Consider the following 17,295-nt stretch of genomic DNA (forward strand, 5'->3'; position numbering starts at 1 on the left):
CGCTCCAGGCGCCTGCGCACGCGGACTCCGGCCCGCATTTTGCGTAAGGTGCCCGTAAGAGCGTGGCGATACGGTTGCAGGTAGGTCTGAAAAAGCGGCACAAACAACAGAATCACCGATTGGAGACAAAAATCATGTCGAACGCTATTGAGTCCGTCCTGGTGGAAACCCGCGTATTCCCGCCGCCCGAGCGCGCGGCGCAGGGCGCCGCGATTCCCAGCATGGACGCCTACAACGCGCTGTGCGCCCAGGTCGAGAACGATTTCGACGGCTTCTGGGCCGGCCAGGCGCGCGACAACCTGCAATGGACCAAGCCCTTCACGCAGGTCCTCGACGAATCCGACGCGCCGTTCTACCGCTGGTTCGGCGACGGCGAACTCAACGTTTCGGCCAACTGCCTGGACGTGCACCTCACCAACGGCAACGCCGACAAGACCGCCATCATCTTCGAATCCGACGACGGCAAGGTCGACAAGATCACGTACCGCGAACTGCTGGCGCGCGTGTGCCGCTTCGCCAACGGCATCGCCGCGCTGGGCTACAAGAAGGGCGACCGCGCCATCATCTACATGCCGATGTCGATCGAAGCCGTGGTCGCCATGCAGGCCTGCGCGCGCCTGGGCGTGACGCACTCGGTGGTGTTCGGCGGCTTCTCGGCCAAGAGCCTGCAGGAGCGCATCGTGGACGTGGGCGCCACGCTGGTCATCACGGCCGACGAGCAGGTGCGCGGCGGCAAGACCATCCCGCTCAAGCCGGCGGTCGAGGAAGCCTTCGCCATGGGCGGCTGCGAAGCCGTCTCCAAGGTCATCGTGTACCGCCGCACCGGCGGCAAGGTGCAGTGGAACGAAGGCCGCGACCTCTGGATGCATGACGTGGAAGCCGGCCAGGCCGACACCTGCGAACCGGTGCCGGTCAACGCCGAGCACCCGCTGTTCATCCTCTACACCTCCGGCTCCACCGGCAAGCCCAAGGGCGTGCAGCACTCGTCGGCGGGCTACCTGCTGTGGGCGCTGCTGACCGTGAAGTGGACCTTCGACGCGCGCAAGGACGACGTCTACTGGTGCACGGCCGACGTGGGCTGGGTCACCGGCCACACCTACATCACCTACGGCCCGCTGGCCGCCGGCCTGACGCAGGTGGTGTTCGAGGGCGTGCCCACCTACCCGAACGCCGGCCGCTTCTGGGACATGATCGCGCGCCACAAGGTCAACACCTTCTACACCGCGCCCACGGCGATCCGCTCGCTGATCAAGGCGGCCGAGGCCACGCCCGAAGCGCATCCTGGCAACTACGATCTCGACAGCCTGCGCATCATCGGCACGGTGGGCGAGCCCATCAACCCCGAAGCCTGGATGTGGTATCACAAGAACGTGGGCCGCGAGCGTTGCCCCATCGTGGACACCTGGTGGCAGACCGAGACCGGCGGGCACATGATCACCCCGCTGCCCGGCGCCACGCCGACCAAGCCGGGTTCCTGCACCTTGCCTCTGCCTGGCATCGCGGCGGCCATCGTCGACGAGACCGGCGCCGACGTCGAGCAGGGCAACGGCGGCTTCCTGGTGGTCAAGCGTCCGTGGCCGGCCATGATCCGCAACATCTGGGGCGACCCGGAGCGCTTCAAGAAAAGCTATTTCCCGTCCGAGCTTCGCGGCTACTACCTGGCCGGCGACGGCGCGCAGCGCGACGCCGACGGCTATTTCTGGATCATGGGCCGCATCGACGACGTGCTGAACGTCTCCGGCCACCGCCTGGGCACGATGGAAGTCGAATCGGCCCTGGTCGCCCACGAAATGGTGGCCGAGGCCGCGGTGGTGGGCCGTCCGGACGATACGACGGGCGAGGCCGTGGTGGCCTTCGTGGTGCTCAAGCGCGCCCGCCCCGAAGGCGACGAGGCGCAGGCCATCGCCAAGACGCTGCGCGACTGGGTGGCCAGGGAAATCGGCCCCATCGCCAAGCCCAAGGACATCCGCTTCGGCGACAACCTGCCCAAGACGCGTTCGGGCAAGATCATGCGCCGCCTGCTGCGCGTGGTCGCCAAGGGCGAGGAAGTCACGCAGGACGTCTCCACGCTGGAGAACCCCGCCATCCTGGAACAGCTGTCCAAGCCGCTGTGAGCGGGCCCGGCCGGCGCCGTCCGGCCGCGCGCTGCGCGACAGGCGCATAATGTGAGGCGCCCGTGCTCTTTCCGGCACGGGCGCCTTCTTTTTTTCTCGAACAACACGGAGTCGAAGACGTGAGCCGCAGCAGTTTCGATCGCGCAGGGCTGGCCCTGATGCTCAGCACCATCCTGGTCTGGGCGGGTAGCTGGATCGCGATGAAGCTGATCGTGCCCTACATCGGCCCGTTCGATTTCGTCGCGCTGCGCTACGTATCGGGCAGCCTGGTGCTGTTCGCGCTGGCCATCGCGACCCGCCGGCCGCTGGCCATGCCGCCGTGGAAGCTGACGCTGCTGATCGGCCTGACCCAGACCGCGGGCTTCCAGGGCTTCGTGCAGACCGCGCTGGTGACGGGCGGGGTCGGCAAGGTCTCGCTCATGGCCTACACCATGCCGTTCTGGGTGATCCTGTTCGCATGGTGGCTGCTGCGCGAACGGCCCACCGCCACGCACGCGCTGGGCATCGGCCTGGCCGCCGTCGGCCTGGTGTGCTTCGTCGAGCCCTGGAACGGCCTGGGCGACATCCGGCCGGTGCTGCTGGGGCTGGGCAGCGGCCTGAGCTGGGGCGTGGGCACCGTGCTGTCCAAGCGCATGTTCGAGCGTCACGCACCGGACGTGATGACGTTCACCGCGTGGCAGATGCTGTTCGGCGGCCTGGTGATGGTGCCGGTGGCCTGGCTCATGCCGCAGATGCCGGCGCAATGGGGCTGGCAGCTCTGGGCCGGCATGGTCTATATCGTGCTGATCGCCACCGCCGCGGGCTGGCTGCTGTGGCTGCAGGTCGTGCGCCGGGTGCCGGCCTCCATCGCCGGCCTGTCCAGCCTGGGCGTGCCGGTGGTGGCCATGCTGCTGGCCTGGCTGCTGCTGTCCGAGCGGCCCACTGCCGTGGAACTGGGCGGCATGGCGCTGATCCTGGCCGGCATCTGGGTGGTGAGCCGCGCCGCGCCGGCCCAGCGCGCCGACTGACCGGACCCCCATCCCATTTATCGAGGACTAATCATGATCGATCTGCGCAGCGACACCGTCACCCGACCCTCGGCGGCCATGCTGCAGGCCATGGTCGCCGCGCCGCTGGGCGATGACGTGATGGGCGACGATCCCACCGTGATCCGGCTGCAGGAAGCGGTGGCCGCGCGCGCCGGCAAGGAGGCGGGCCTGTTCTTCCCGTCCGGCACGCAGAGCAACCTGGGCGCGCTGATGGCGCATTGCGGGCGCGGCGACGAATACCTGGTGGGCCAGCTGGCCCATACCTACAAGTACGAAGGGGGCGGGGCGGCCGTGCTGGGCAGCATCCAGCCGCAGCCGATCGAGCACGCCGAAGACGGCACGCTGCCGCTGGAAAAACTGGCGGCGGCGCTCAAGCCGGCCGACGACGCGCACTTCGCGCGCACCCGTTTGCTGGCGCTGGAGAACACCTTCCACGGCAAGCTGATCCCGGCCGCCTACGTGCAGGCCGCCACCGACTGGGCGCGCCGCCACGGCCTGGCCACGCATCTGGACGGCGCGCGCGTGTTCAACGCGTCCGTGGCCAGCGGCCTGCCGTTGGCGCAGCTGTGCCAACCCTTCGATACGGTGTCGATCTGTTTTTCCAAGGGCCTGGGCGCGCCGGTGGGCTCGGTCCTGGCGGGCAGCGCCGAACTGATCGCGCGCGCCCACCGCTGGCGCAAGATGTTGGGCGGCGGCCTGCGCCAGGCCGGCGTACTGGCCGCGGCCTGCCTGTACGCGCTGGAACACAACGTCGAGCGCCTGGCCGAAGACCATTCCAATGCGCGCCTGCTGGCCGAGGGCTTGCGCGGCATCGCCGGCGTCAGGGTGCTGAGCCAGGACACCAACATGGTGTTCGCCGAATTCGAGCCCGCGCGCTGCGAGGCGCTGACCGCCGCGCTAGGCGCCGAGGGCATTCTGATGCGCGCCGTCTATGGCGGCCCGACGCGCCTGGTCACGCACCTGGACGTGTCCGCCGACGACGTGCGCCGGGTGGTCCAGGCCGTGGCGCGGCACCTGGCCTGAGGCCGCGGGCGCAGCCTCAGCCGTGCCGTTCGCGGCTGTCGGCCGGGGCCTGTTCGCGCTCGTGCATGCCGTAGTCGCGCAGCACCTGCGCGACCCGCAGCCGGTAGCCGGCGAACACGCCGCCGCGCCCGGCTTCCTGTGCGCGGCGGTGCGATTCCAGCGAGCGCCAGCGCCGCACGGCGTCTTCATCGCGCCAGAACGATAGCGACAGCAGCTTGCCCGGCTGACTCAGGCTCTGGAAGCGTTCGACGGAAATAAAGCCGTCGACGGCCCGCAGGTCCTCGACCAGTCCCGCGGCGATGGCCAGATAGGGCTCGGGATTGCCGTCGGCCGGCTGGACTTCGAATATCACGGCGATCATGGGGTGTGGTCCTTGGCAGTGTCGGGATGGCGCCAGTATCCGGCGCGTGCGCGGCCCACGCTTCGGCGCGCGGCGAACTATGCCTGCGGCGGCCGGGCCTCGGCCAGCAGCGCGGCGTAGCCCAGGCGCGAGTCGGGCCACTGCAGCGTGAAGCCGCTGGCACGCAGACGGGCGTTGCTGAGTTTCTTGCTGCCGACGTTGGCCGGGGCGGGCGCGGTGCGCGGCGCGGGCGCGCCGGCCAGCCTGGCCAGCTCGGCGTACAGCGTATGCAGGGGCAGCGGCGTGTCGTCGCAGCCGATGTACACCGGCGCGGCCTCGGGCAGCAGCGCCAGATGCGCCACGGCCGCGGCGGCGTCGTCGATATGGATGCGGTTGGCCCAGTGTTCGGGCTGGCGCGGCGCGCCGGCCGCGCCGCTGCGCAGGCGTTCGATCAGCTGCAGCCGGCCCGGGCCGTACAGGCCCGCCAGCCGCAGCGCCGTGGCGGGCAGGCCGCGCGCCGCCAGCGCGGCCTCGGCCTGCAGCAATATGCGGCCGTTCTCGCCCAGGGGAGCAGGGGGCGTGTCTTCGGTGACCCAGTCGCCGTCGTGCTCGCCATAGACGGCGCTGGAGGACACGAACACGATCCGCGCCAGCCGCGAGGCGTCCAGCGCGTCCAGCACCCGCGCCAGGCCGTCGATGAATACGCCGCGATAGGCCGCGGCGTCGCGCGCGCCGGGCGCAGGCAGGTGGATCAGGCGCGTGACGCCTTGCGGCAGCGCGCCGACTCCGCCGGGCGCGGCGATGTCGCCGCGCAGCCAGCGGATGCCCGAAGGGCCGTCGGCCGGCGGATGGCGGCGCAGGGCATGGACCTCGTCGCCGCGCGCCAGGAAGCGCCGGGCGACCCGCAGGCCCAGGTCGCCGCAGCCGATGAGCAGCACGCGTTCGGTCATGGGATTCGCGCCATTGCGCGCCGCCCCGCGGGGCGGCGCCGCTTACATGCCGCTGTAGACCGGACCTTCGCCGCCTTGCGGCGCCACCCAGACGATGTTCTGGGTCGGGTCCTTGATGTCGCAGGTCTTGCAGTGCACACAGTTCTGCGCGTTGATCTGCAAGCGGTCCTCGCCGTGGTCGTCCTTGACGAACTCATAGACGCCCGCGGGACAGTAGCGCGCTTCGGGCCCGCCGTACTTGGCCAGGTTGATCCGCACCGGAACGGTGGGGTCCTTCAGCGTCAGGTGGATGGGCTCGTTCTCTTCGTGGTTGGTGTTCGAGATGAACACCGAACTGAGCTTGTCGAAGGTGAGCTTGCCGTCCGGCTTGGGATAGTCGATGCGCGCGCATTGCGAGGCCGGTTGCAGGCAGGCGTGATCGGGCTTGTTGTGGCGCAGGGTCCAGGGCATCTTGCCCTTGAACACCAGCTGCTCGATGCCGGTCATCAGCGTGGCGATCGTGCGGCCCTTCTTGAACCACTGCTTGAAGTTGCGCGCCTTGTTCAGCTCGGCGTGCAGCCACGAGGCTTCGAAGGCCTGCGGATAGGCGGACAGCTCGTCCTGGCGGCGATCCGCGACCAGGGCGTCGAAGGCCGCTTCGGCGGCCAGCTTGCCGGACTTGATGGCGGCGTGGCTGCCCTTGATGCGCGAGGCGTTGAGGAAGCCCGCTTCGCAGCCGACCAGCACGCCGCCCGGGAAGGTCAGCTTGGGCAGCGCCAGCAGGCCGCCGGCCGTGATGGCGCGCGCGCCGTAGGCGATGCGCTTGCCGCCTTCGAAGGTGCCGCGGATGGCCGGGTGCGTCTTGTAGCGCTGGAATTCGTCGAACGGCGACAGCCACGGGTTGGCGTAGTCCAGGCCCACGATCATGCCGACGGCCACCAGGTTGTTGTCCAGGTGGTAGAGGAACGAGCCGCCGTAGGTGTCGGAATCCAGCGGCCAGCCGGCCGTGTGGATGACCAGGCCCGGCTTGGACTGGGCCGGATCGACTTCCCACATTTCCTTGATGCCGATGCCGTAGGACTGCGGGTTGCGGCCTTCGTCGAGCTTGTAGCGTTCGATCAGCTGGCGGCCGAGCTGGCCGCGCGCGCCTTCGGCGAACACCGTGTAGCGGGCATGCAGTTCCATGCCGGGCTGGTAGTGGTCGGTGTGGCTGCCGTCGCGCGCCACGCCCATGTCGCCCGTGGCCACGCCGCGCACCGCGCCCTTGTCGTCATACAGGACTTCCACCGCGGCGAAGCCAGGGAAGATGTCCACGCCCAGCGCTTCGGCCTGTTCGCCCAGCCATTTCACCACGTCGCCGAGGCGCACGATGTAATTGCCTTCGTTGTGGAAACAGGGCGGCAACAGCCAGTTGGGGGTCGCGCGCGCGCCGTTCTCCGACAGGAACAGGAACTTGTCCTGCGTGACGGGCACGTTCAGCGGCGCGCCTTTTTCTTTCCAGTCGGGGATCAGCTCGGTCAGCGCCAGCGGGTCCATGACGGCGCCGGACAGGATGTGCGCGCCGAGTTCAGCGCCTTTTTCAAGTACGCAGACGCCGATCTCCTGGTTCTTTTCAGCGGCCAACTGCTTCAGACGGATAGCAGTGGCCAGGCCGGCGGGTCCACCGCCGACCACGACCACGTCATATTCCATCGACTCGCGTTCAGACATTTGCAAAGCTCCCCGTATGTATTCCATATTTGGCTGGAAGTATTATCGGCGATTGTATTGCAGGCGGAGCCATGCCTGCCTTCGTATTTCATTCAGCCATCAGGAGTTATTGGTGAACCCGGACAATCTGTCTGCACGGATTCTTGCGGTGGGCGATACCCACCAGACGGAATTGCCTTTGCGTTGGGGCGATTCCGACGCTTTGAACCATCTCAACAACACGCTGTATTTTCGGCTCATGGAAGAGGCGCGGATGCAGATCCTCTATGGCGCCGGCTTCAAGCTGCCCTCGGAGACGGGCCTGATCCTGGCTCACGCATCCTGCGATTTCCTGCGTTCCTTCACCTATCCCGCGGACGTGCTCGTCAAGCACACGGTCACGCGCATCGGCCGTTCCAGCGCCGAATTCGAGCTGACCCTGGAGAAGGCCGGCGACCCGAGCGGCCCCTATGCGCGCGGGCGCAACGTGCTAGTCTGGATGGACTACGTGGCCAACGTGTCCGCCCCGTGGCCGCAGCAGGTGCTGGCGCAACTGGGCGCCATGTTCACGCCGGCCGCCTGAGGGACGCGCCGCGACTGCGGCAAAATGGCGATGGCGCCGGCCGGTCATGCCGGTAAAATCGAACGCAAAGCACAATAGCAACAGGAAAAACAGGGTCCGTTGCGGCGCGGGACGGGCTCTCTACGGTTTTACCTTAACTAGGAGTTGGAGCGATGGACAAGGTTTATGCAAGCGCGCAGGAGGCGCTGGCAGGCATCGTCAAGGACGGCCTGATGATTGCCGTCGGCGGTTTCGGCCTTTGCGGCATTCCGGAGGCGCTGATCGCCGCGTTGCGCGATTCGGGCGTCAAGGATCTCACCTGCGTGAGCAATAACGCGGGCGTCGACGGCTTCGGCCTCGGCCAGCTGCTCAACACGCGGCAGGTGCGCAAGATGATCGCCTCGTACGTGGGCGAGAACAAGGAATTCGAACGCCAGTACCTGTCGGGCGAACTCGAGCTCGAATTCACGCCGCAGGGCACGCTGGCCGAGAAGCTGCGCGCCGGCGGCGCCGGCATCCCGGCCTTCTTCACCCGCACCGGCGTGGGCACCATCGTCGCCGACGGCAAGGAAATCCGCGAATTCGACGGCCACCAGTACGTGATGGAGCGTTCGCTGGTGCCGGACGTGTCGCTGGTCAAGGCCTACATCGCCGACCGTAGCGGCAACCTGGTGTTCCGCAAGACCGCGCGCAACTTCAACCCCAACGTCGCCATGGCCGGCAAGCTGACCGTGGTCGAGGTCGAGAAAATCGTTGACACCGGCAGCCTGGACCCCGACCAGATCCATCTGCCCGGCATCTATGTGCAACGGATCGTGCTCAACGCCACGCCCGAAAAGCGCATCGAACAACGCACCACTCGCCCGGCCTAAGGAGAACAGACATGGCATGGTCCCGCGATGAAATGGCGGCTCGCGCCGCGCGCGAACTGCAAGACGGTTTTTACGTGAACCTGGGTATCGGCTTGCCGACCCTGGTGGCCAACCACGTGCCCAAGGGCGTGGAAGTGTGGCTGCAATCCGAGAACGGCCTGCTGGGCATCGGCCCGTTCCCCACCGACGACGAGGTCGACGCCGACCTCATCAACGCCGGCAAGCAGACGGTGACGACGCTGCCGGGCTCTTCGATCTTCTCCTCGGCCGATTCGTTCGCGATGATCCGCGGCGGCAAGATCAACCTGGCCATCCTCGGCGCCATGCAGGTCTCCGAAAAGGGCGACCTGGCGAACTGGATGATCCCGGGCAAGATGGTCAAGGGCATGGGCGGCGCCATGGACCTGGTGGCCGGCGTGGGCCGCGTCGTGGTCCTGATGGAGCACGTGGCCAAGAAGAAGGACGGCACCGAGGACATCAAGCTGCTGCCCGAATGCACGCTGCCCCTGACGGGCGTGGGCGTGGTCGACCTGATCATCACCGACCTGGGCGTGATGGAAGTCACCGAAAACGGCCTGAAGCTGCTGGAACTGGCTCCGGGCGTGACGGCCGACGAAATCCAGTCCAAGACCCAAGCCAAGCTCGACGTGTCCGGCGTGTGATGCCGGGCCGTTGACCGGCCGAGTCTTTCGACGCCCCGCGAGGGGCGTTTTTGTTTTTTGCGGAAAGGACGGGCGGCTGGAGCCGTCCTTCGATCAAGCCCCGCCCGCTTCCAACAACATCCCCACATGCGGGATGCCATCCTCCATATATTCCTCGGTGACCGCCACGAACCCGTGTCCGCCGTAGTACCCGCGCAGCCGCGCCTGCGCGCCCAGGTACACCGGCTGGCCGGGCCACAGGCGTTCGACCTCGGCCTTGGCGCGGCGCATCAGTTCGTGGCCCAGGCCGGCGCCGCGCGCGGCCGGCGCGGTGATCACGCGGCCGATGACGGCGCGGCCGTCGTTCAGGGCCGGTTCCAGCAGGCGGCAATAGGCCAGCAGCGCGCCGTCCTGCCAGGCCATCAGGTGTTCGGTCGCGCCGTTCAGGTCCTTGCCGTCCATGTCGAGGAAGACGCAGTTCTGTTCCACCACGAAGACTTCGGAGCGCAGGCGCAGGATGGCGTAGAGCTCGGCGGTGGTCAGGGCGGCGTGCGGTTTGCAGGTCCAGACGGGCATGGGGGCGTGCGGCAGGAGAGGGAGGAGCGGATAGGGTACCGCATGCCGGCGCCGCTTTTCAGGCCGCTCCGTTACATTTTTACGCGGGTATACCCCTAGTATGAAAATCTATTTTCTTATCTAAAATTTGCATGTAAACAGATTTACATAGATCTCCGCTACACATTCCCCCCGCTTTCCCGATGACCAAGGCCGCACTCACGATCGCTGATCGGATCGCCCGGGCCCAGCCCGCGTTGAGCCGCACCCAGCACAAGATGGCCGACTACGTGCTGGCGCACCAGTTCCGGGTCGCCACCATGACCATCGACGAATTCGCCGCGGCGGTCGGGGTGTCCGTGGCCACGGCGAACCGTTTCGCGCGCGCCCTGGACCTGCCGGGCTATCCGCAATTCCGCGCCGAACTGGCGCGCGGCTTCGAGGCCGCGCTGGAGCCGGTCGAAAAGCTGCGCACCGAGCTGGCCCATTCGGCCAGCGCCGTGCAGATCTTCGCCGCCACGCTGGAAGAGGACGTGCGCAACGCGCAGCGCAACCTGCAGTCGCTGGACGCGGCCGCCTGCGAGCAGGCGGTGCAGGCCATCCTGGCGGCCGAACGCGTGTTCATCATCGGTTTCGGCGCCAGCGGTTTCCTGGCGGGGCTGCTGCAGCGCGGCCTGTGCATGCACCTGCATTCGGTCGAATCGCTGGCCGGACCCGGCGGCGTTTCGCACGCGGCGCGCCAGATGTCGCGCATGACTTCCCAGGACCTGGTGATCGCCATCGGCTTTCCGCGCTACCTGGCCGACACCGTGACCCTGGCCGGCGCGGCCCGCCAGGCCGGCGTGCCGGTGCTGGTGCTGACCGACAAGCCCACGTCGCCGCTGGCGCCCACGGCATCCGTGGTGTTGTACGCGTATTCCGCGCGCCAGCTCAGTCCCAATTCCGAAACCGCCGCGCTCGGGCTGATCGAAGCCCTGTCGGCGGCGGTGGCCTATCGGGCCAAGAATTCCGTCGCGGCCGCCGCTGGGGTGACCCAGTCCGTCATGCCGTGGCTCATCCATGGAGTAGGTAAACGATGATTCAACCCGTGATCGCGATCCACGGCGGCGCCGGCGCGATGTCCCGCGCGGCCATGTCGCCGGAGAAAGAACAGGAATACCTCGACGCGCTGGAATCCATCCTGGCCGCCGGCCAGGCGGTGCTGGCCCAGGGCGGCAGCGCGCTGGACGCCGTGACCGAAGCGGTCCGCCTGCTGGAAGACTGCCCGCTGTTCAACGCCGGCCACGGCGCCGTGTTCACCAGCGCCGGCACCCATGAGCTGGACGCCGCCATCATGGACGGCGCCACGCTGCGCTCGGGCGCCATCGCCGGCGTGCACCGCGTGCGCAACCCGGTGTTCGCCGCGCGCAAGGTCATGGAAAACAGCAAGCACGTGTTCTTCGTGGGCGAGGGCGCCGAAGCCTACGCCAAGGAAGAGGGCCTGGAGCTGGTCGATCCGTCGTACTTCTCCACCGAAGCCCGCCGCGAGCAGCTGCTGCGCGTGCAGCGCGAGACGCCGGAAGCGGCGGTGCTGGACCACGACGGCCAGGCCCTGGTCGCGCGCGGCCAGCCTGCGCCGGCCGACCCGCTGGACGCCGACAAGAAATTCGGCACGGTGGGCGCGGTGGCGGTGGACGCCCAGGGCAACCTGGCGGCGGCCACGTCCACCGGCGGCATCACCAACAAGCAGGTCGGCCGCGTCGGCGACGCGCCGCTGATCGGCGCCGGCACCTACGCCAGCAACAAGACCTGCGCGGTGTCCACCACGGGCACCGGCGAGATGTTTATCCGCATGGTCGCCGCCTATGACGTGGCGGCGCAGATGGAGTACTGCGGCGCCACGCTGGAAGCGGCGGCGGACCGCGTCGTGCATGAAAAGCTGCCCACCATCGGCGGCAAGGGCGGCCTGGTGGCCGTGGACGCGCAGGGCAACGTGGCCCTGCCGTTCAACACGGAAGGCATGTACCGGGGCTACGCCCGGGTCGGCGAAAAGCCGGTCACCGCGATCTATCGATAAGCGGCGGCAGGTTCATTTTTTCAGTATTTGGGGAATCAAAAAAGATGGTTGATCGCGCAAACAGCCTGGCGCTGCCGGATAACCGCGTGGTCCAGGTCGACGACCTGACGGTGCGCTTCGTGGGTTCCGAGCGCACGGTCGAAGCCGTGCGCAATCTGTCGTTCCATGTGGACCGGGGCGAAACCCTGGCCATCGTGGGCGAATCGGGTTCGGGCAAGTCGGTGACGTCGCTGGCGCTCATGCGGCTGGTCGAGCACGGCGGCGGACGCATCGCCCAGGGCAGCATGGCGCTGCGCCGGCGCAACGGCTCCGTGATCGACCTGGCCGGCTCCAGCCAGCGCGTCATGCGCAATGTGCGCGGCGCGGACATGGCCATGATTTTCCAGGAGCCGATGACCTCGCTGAACCCGGTGTTCACGGCCGGCGACCAGATCGCCGAATCGATCCGCCAGCACCAGGGCAAGGACGCGGCCTCGGCCCGCGCCGAAGCCCTGCGCATGCTGGAGCAGGTGCGCATCCCGGAAGCCAGGTCGGTGCTGGACCGCTACCCGCACCAGCTCTCGGGCGGCATGCGCCAGCGCGTCATGATCGCGATGGCGCTGGCCTGCAAGCCGGCGCTGCTGATCGCCGACGAACCCACCACCGCGCTGGACGTCACCATCCAGGCGCAGATCCTGCAGCTGATCCGCCAGCTCCAGGAAGAAATGCACATGGGCGTGGTGTTCATCACCCACGACATGGGCGTGGTCGCCGAAGTGGCCGACCGCGTGCTGGTCATGTACCGCGGCGACAAGGTCGAGGAAGGCCCGTCCGACCGGGTGTTCGCCGCGCCCCAGCACCGCTATACCAAGGCACTGCTGTCGGCCGTGCCGAAGCTGGGCGCCATGCAGGGCACCGACCTGCCGGCGCGTTTCCCGCTGTTGCAGGTCGACGGCCAGGCCCAGCCCGAGGAAGCGCCCGCCGTCAGCGCGCCGCAGGCCGGCGAGGCCAAGCGCGAGCCCATCCTGAGCGTGCGCGACCTGGTCACCCGCTTCGACCTGCGCGGCGGCATCCTGAGCCGCGTGCAGCGCCGCGTGCACGCCGTGGAGCGCGTCAGCTTCGACCTGTACCCCGGTGAAACCCTGTCGCTGGTGGGCGAGTCGGGCTGCGGCAAGTCCACCACCGGCCGTTCGCTGCTGCGCCTGGTCGACAGCCAGGGCGGCGAGATCCGCTTCGGCGGGCGCGACATCGTGCGCCTGAAGAACAACGAGCTGCAGTCCCTGCGCCGCGACATCCAGTTCGTGTTCCAGGACCCGTTCGCCTCGCTCGACCCGCGCGTGACCGTGGGCTTCTCCATCATGGAGCCGCTGCTGGTGCATGGCGTGGCAAAGGGCCGCGACGCCGAACGCCGCGTGGCCGAGCTGCTGGAGCGCGTCGGCCTGCCGGCCGAGATGGCGCAGCGCTATCCGCACGAATTCTCCGGCGGCCAGCGCCAGCGCATCTGCATCGCGCGCGCCCTGGCCCTGAACCCCAAGGTGGTGATCGCCGACGAATCCGTGTCGGCGCTGGACGTCTCGATCCAGGCGCAGATCGTGAACCTGCTGATCGACCTGCAGCGCGACATGGGCATTTCGTTCCTGTTCATCTCGCACGACATGGCCGTGGTCGAACGCGTCAGCCACCGCGTGGCGGTGATGTACCTGGGCCAGATCGTCGAGATCGGCCCGCGCCGCGCCATTTTCGAGAACCCGCAGCACCCGTACACCAAGAAGTTGATGTCGGCCGTGCCGATCGCCGATCCGGCGCGCCGCCACCTCAAGCGCGCGTTGCTGTCCGATGAAATCCCAAGCCCGATCCGCAAACTGGGCGACGAGCCGGTGGTGCAGCCGCTGGTGCAGGTCGGAACGGATCACTTCGTCGCCCGCCATGCGGTCGGCGGAGCGTATTGAGTCTTTGCCGTACTTGTTTTTCTTCCACCAAACCCCCTAATTCCTCACGGAACCAGGAGTTGCAATGATGAAAGTTCTGCGCCCCACCAAGCTGATGGCCGCCGCCGCCGTGGCCTTCGGCATGCTCAGCGCGCCGCTGGCGCACGCCTCGAAGGACGTGACGTTCGCCGTCCAGATTGCGCTGGAAACGCTCGATCCGTACAACACCAACAGCACGCTGAACCAGGCTGCCGGCAAGGCCTATTACGAGGGCCTGTTCGAGTTCGACAAGGACCTGAAGATCCAGAAAGTGCTGGCCACCGACTACTCGGTCAGCGAAGACGGCCTGGTCTACACCTTCAAGCTGCGTCCCGGCGTGAAGTTCCATGACGGCACCGATTTCAACGCCGAAGCCGTCAAGGTCAACTTCGACCGTCCGTCCAACCCGGACAACCGCCTGTCGCGCTACATCCAGTTCAGCGTCATCGAAAAGACCGAAGTGGTCGATCCGATGACCGTCAAGATCACGCTGAAGAAGCCGTTCTCGGCCTTCATCAACGCGCTGGCCCACCCGGCCGCCATGATGATCTCGCCGGCCGCCCTGGCCAAGTACGGCAAGGAAATCGGCTTCCACCCGGTGGGCACCGGCCCGTTCGAATTCGTCGAATGGAAACCGGCCGAATACCTGAAGGTCAAGAAGTTCGACGGCTACTGGAAGAAGGGCTATCCCAAGATCGACACCCTGACGTTCCGCACTGTCACCGACAACAACACCCGCGCCGCCGTGGTGCAGACGGGCGAGGCGCAGTTCGCCTTCCCGGTGCCCTACGAGCAGGCCGCCGTGCTGAAGAAGAACGACAAGCTGGACGTGGTCGACAACAAGAACTCGATCATGGCCCGCTACATCGCCATGAACACGCAGCAAAAGCCGTTCGACAACGTCAAGGTGCGTGAAGCCATCAACTACGCCATCAACAAGGAAGCCCTGGCCAAGGTCGCTTTCTCGGGCTACGCCAGCGTGGTCGACGGCGTGGTGCCGGCCGGCGTGGACTTCGCCCACAAGACGGGTCCGTGGCCGTACGACATCAAGAAGGCCAAGGCCCTGCTGGCCGAAGCCGGCTACCCCAACGGCTTCGAAAGCACGCTGTGGTCCGCCTATAACGACGGCACCTCGGTGAAGGTCGTGCAGTTCCTGCAGCAGCAGCTGGCCCAGGTCGGCATCAAGGTCTCGGTCGAGGTGCTGGAATCCGGCCAGCGCGTGCAGCGCGTGCAGCAGGTGCAGAAGCCCGAGGACGCCAAGGTCCGCATGTACTACGCCGGCTGGTCGTCCTCGACCGGCGAGGCCGACTGGGGCCTGCGTCCGCTGCTGACCACCGCCGCGTTCCCGCCGGTGCTCAACAACGTGTCGTACTACTCGAACAAGTCGGTCGACGAAGGCATCCAGCAGGCCCTGGCCACGACGGATCGCGCCAAGAAGGCGGAAATCTACAAGAACGTCCAGGAAACCATCTGGAAGGACGCTCCGTGGGCCTTCCTGGTGACCGCCAGCAACCTGTACGTCAAGTCCAAGAACCTGTCGGGCGTGTACGTGGAGCCGGACACCTCGTTCTGGTTCGGCGACATCGACCTGAAGCAGTAACCCTAGCAGCAACCCCCGGGGCCGCCAGGCCCCACAGTAAGGCCGCATACGGCGGGGACGCGGTGTCCCCGCCGATGTCGCAGGAATTTCAATGCTGACCTACATCGTCAAACGTCTTTTGGGCATGATCCCCACGCTGCTACTGGTGGCCGTGGTCGTGTTCCTGTTCGTGCACATGCTTCCGGGCGATCCGGCTCGTCTGGCCGCCGGCCAGGACGCCGACCAGGCGACCGTCGAACTCGTGCGCCAGGAGCTCGGGCTGGACCTGCCCCTGCCGCAGCAGTTCGTGCGCTACTTCAGCCACATGCTGCAAGGCGACCTCGGCACCTCGCTGCGCACCAAGCGCCCGGTGTCGACGGAAATCGCGGACCGCTTCATGCCCACACTGTGGCTCACCATCGCCAGCATGGTCTGGTCGGTGGCGTTCGGCATGGTCATCGGGATCGTGTCCGCCGTGTGGCGCAACCGCTGGCCCGACCGCCTCGGCATGACGCTGGCGGTGTCGGGCATCTCGTTCCCCGCGTTCGCGCTGGGCATGATGCTGATGGAGATCTTCTCGGTCAAGCTCGGCTGGCTGCCGACCGTGGGCGCCTCCACCTGGCAACACTACATACTGCCGTCCATCACGCTGGGCGCCGCCGTCGCCGCGGTGATGGCCCGCTTCACCCGCGCCTCCTTCGTGGAAGTCATCCAGGAAGACTTCGTGCGCACCGCCCGCGCCAAGGGCCTGACCGAGAAGCGCGTGGTCATCAAGCATGCGCTGCGCAACGCGCTGATCCCGGTGGTCACCATGATGGGCCTGCAGTTCGGCTTCCTGCTGGGCGGCTCCATCGTGGTCGAGACCGTGTTCAACTGGCCCGGCCTCGGCCGCCTGCTGGTGGACGCCGTGACCCAGCGCGACTATCCGGTGATCCAGGGCCTGGTGCTGCTGTTTTCGCTGGAATTCATCCTGATCAACCTGATTGTCGACGTGCTCTACGGCGTCATCAATCCCAGCATCCGTTACAAGTGAGGCGGCCATGAGCAATACCACCCCCGCCGCGACCCTCGCCGCCGCGCCCAAGAACGACGTGCGCACCCCCGCCACCGAGTTCTGGCGCAAGTTCAAGAAGCAGAAGCTCGCCGTCGGCGCCGGCATCTTCGTCCTGCTGCTGGTCGCCGTCGCGGTCTTCGCGCCGTGGATCGTGCCGTTCGACGCGGAAAACTACTTCGACTACGACGCGCTCAACGCCGGGCCCTCGGCCGCGCACTGGATGGGCGTGGACTCGCTGGGCCGCGACATCTTCAGCCGCATCATCATGGGCGCGCGCATCTCGCTGGCCGCCGGCTTCCTGTCGGTCGCCATGGGCGCCGTCGTCGGCACCTTCATGGGCCTGATGGCCGGCTATTACCAGGGCTGGTGGGAGCGCATCACCATGCGCATCTCCGACGTGCTGCTGGCGTTCCCCGGCATGCTGCTGGCCATCGGCGTGGTCGCCATCCTGGGCTCCAGCATGGTCAACGTGATCGTCGCCGTGGCGGTGTTCAGCGTGCCGGCCTTCGCCCGCCTGGTGCGCGGCAACACGCTGTCGATCAAGCAGATGACCTACGTCGAAGCCGTCAAGAGCGTGGGCGCGTCCGACTGGACCATCATCATGCGCCACATCCTGCCCGGCACGATCTCGCCGATCGTGGTGTACGGCACGATGCGCATCGGCACCTCGATCATCACCGCCGCCAGCCTGTCCTTCCTGGGCATGGGCGCGCAGCCGCCCACGCCCGAGTGGGGCGCGATGCTCAACGAGGCCCGCGCCGACATGGTGATCGCGCCGCACGTGGCGATCTTCCCGGCCCTGGCGATCTTCCTGACCGTGCTGGCGTTCAACCTGCTGGGCGACGGCCTGCGCGACGCGCTCGATCCCAAGATCGACCGCAAGTAATCCTTCGCCGCCGTTCTTCGT

At 67.4% G+C, this 17,295-nt stretch carries 16 protein-coding genes; 12 read left to right on the forward strand and 4 right to left on the reverse strand.

Going from position 1 to position 17,295, the window contains the following annotated elements; translation table 11 throughout:
• Positions 1-134: 134 nt before the first annotated feature.
• The 3 genes from acs (at position 135) to ltaE (ending at position 4,165) form a co-directional block, all read left to right on the forward strand.
• On the forward strand, positions 135-2,114 hold the full coding sequence (gene acs, locus A6B37_RS18845; RefSeq protein ID WP_168202248.1) for an acetate--CoA ligase: 1,980 nt from the start codon (positions 135-137) through the stop codon (positions 2,112-2,114).
• 119 nt (positions 2,115-2,233) lie between these two features.
• Positions 2,234-3,121 (forward strand): DMT family transporter, encoded by an 888-nt coding sequence (locus A6B37_RS18850; RefSeq protein WP_102774447.1) that lies wholly within the window; start codon positions 2,234-2,236, stop codon positions 3,119-3,121.
• A gap of 33 nt (positions 3,122-3,154) precedes the next feature.
• Complete coding sequence (gene ltaE, locus A6B37_RS18855) at positions 3,155-4,165, forward strand: low-specificity L-threonine aldolase (RefSeq protein ID WP_111826609.1); 1,011 nt, start codon at positions 3,155-3,157, stop codon at positions 4,163-4,165.
• Between the two features lie 16 nt (positions 4,166-4,181).
• Here ltaE and A6B37_RS18860 read toward each other — a convergent pair whose 3' ends face one another.
• From A6B37_RS18860 to A6B37_RS18870, 3 genes are all read right to left on the reverse strand, one after another.
• Positions 4,182-4,526, reverse strand: a complete 345-nt coding sequence (locus tag A6B37_RS18860; RefSeq protein WP_111826610.1) for an antibiotic biosynthesis monooxygenase — start codon at positions 4,524-4,526, stop codon at positions 4,182-4,184.
• Positions 4,527-4,603: 77 nt separating this feature from the next.
• On the reverse strand, positions 4,604-5,455 hold the full coding sequence (locus tag A6B37_RS18865; RefSeq protein WP_111826611.1) for an NAD-dependent epimerase/dehydratase family protein: 852 nt from the start codon (positions 5,453-5,455) through the stop codon (positions 4,604-4,606).
• A 42-nt stretch (positions 5,456-5,497) separates the two neighbouring features.
• Positions 5,498-7,144 carry an electron transfer flavoprotein-ubiquinone oxidoreductase gene (locus A6B37_RS18870; RefSeq protein WP_168202249.1) on the reverse strand — a complete coding sequence of 549 codons (1,647 nt, stop codon included), beginning with the start codon at positions 7,142-7,144 and terminating at the stop codon, positions 5,498-5,500.
• A gap of 112 nt (positions 7,145-7,256) precedes the next feature.
• On the opposite strand from A6B37_RS18870, the gene A6B37_RS18875 reads away from it, so the two are divergent.
• The 3 genes from A6B37_RS18875 (at position 7,257) to A6B37_RS18885 (ending at position 9,219) form a co-directional block, all read left to right on the forward strand.
• On the forward strand, positions 7,257-7,706 hold the full coding sequence (locus tag A6B37_RS18875) for an acyl-CoA thioesterase (RefSeq protein ID WP_181391011.1): 450 nt from the start codon (positions 7,257-7,259) through the stop codon (positions 7,704-7,706).
• Positions 7,707-7,858: 152 nt separating this feature from the next.
• The gene (locus A6B37_RS18880; RefSeq protein WP_111826612.1) at positions 7,859-8,557 is read left to right on the forward strand and encodes a CoA transferase subunit A; all 699 of its coding nucleotides are present in this window, start codon (positions 7,859-7,861) and stop codon (positions 8,555-8,557) included.
• Between the two features lie 11 nt (positions 8,558-8,568).
• Complete coding sequence (locus A6B37_RS18885; protein WP_111826613.1) at positions 8,569-9,219, forward strand: CoA transferase subunit B; 651 nt, start codon at positions 8,569-8,571, stop codon at positions 9,217-9,219.
• Positions 9,220-9,312: 93 nt separating this feature from the next.
• Here the strand turns inward: A6B37_RS18885 and A6B37_RS18890 are convergent, their stop codons facing one another.
• A complete protein-coding gene (locus tag A6B37_RS18890; RefSeq protein WP_111826614.1) occupies positions 9,313-9,774 on the reverse strand; it encodes a GNAT family N-acetyltransferase in 462 nt (153 codons plus the stop codon).
• Positions 9,775-9,956: 182 nt separating this feature from the next.
• Between A6B37_RS18890 and A6B37_RS18895 the strand changes: the two genes are divergently transcribed.
• The 6 genes from A6B37_RS18895 (at position 9,957) to gsiD (ending at position 17,274) form a co-directional block, all read left to right on the forward strand.
• The gene (locus tag A6B37_RS18895) at positions 9,957-10,832 is read left to right on the forward strand and encodes a MurR/RpiR family transcriptional regulator (protein WP_102774455.1); all 876 of its coding nucleotides are present in this window, start codon (positions 9,957-9,959) and stop codon (positions 10,830-10,832) included.
• A complete protein-coding gene (locus A6B37_RS18900; protein WP_102774456.1) occupies positions 10,829-11,809 on the forward strand; it encodes an isoaspartyl peptidase/L-asparaginase in 981 nt (326 codons plus the stop codon). Before A6B37_RS18895 ends, A6B37_RS18900 begins: the two co-directional genes overlap by 4 nt.
• Positions 11,810-11,853: 44 nt before the next feature.
• Positions 11,854-13,737 (forward strand): dipeptide ABC transporter ATP-binding protein, encoded by a 1,884-nt coding sequence (locus A6B37_RS18905; protein WP_111826615.1) that lies wholly within the window; start codon positions 11,854-11,856, stop codon positions 13,735-13,737.
• Between the two features lie 64 nt (positions 13,738-13,801).
• Positions 13,802-15,355 (forward strand): glutathione ABC transporter substrate-binding protein GsiB, encoded by a 1,554-nt coding sequence (gsiB, locus tag A6B37_RS18910; RefSeq protein WP_102774458.1) that lies wholly within the window; start codon positions 13,802-13,804, stop codon positions 15,353-15,355.
• A gap of 91 nt (positions 15,356-15,446) precedes the next feature.
• Positions 15,447-16,367: a glutathione ABC transporter permease GsiC gene (gsiC, locus tag A6B37_RS18915; RefSeq protein ID WP_102774459.1), complete on the forward strand. Its 921-nt coding sequence runs from the start codon at positions 15,447-15,449 to the stop codon at positions 16,365-16,367.
• Positions 16,368-16,374: 7 nt separating this feature from the next.
• On the forward strand, positions 16,375-17,274 hold the full coding sequence (gene gsiD / locus A6B37_RS18920) for a glutathione ABC transporter permease GsiD (protein ID WP_102774460.1): 900 nt from the start codon (positions 16,375-16,377) through the stop codon (positions 17,272-17,274).
• Positions 17,275-17,295: the final 21 nt, after the last annotated feature.

Source organism: Achromobacter sp. HZ01 (assembly GCF_003267925.1).
Classification (GTDB): domain Bacteria; phylum Pseudomonadota; class Gammaproteobacteria; order Burkholderiales; family Burkholderiaceae_B; genus Achromobacter; species Achromobacter pulmonis_A.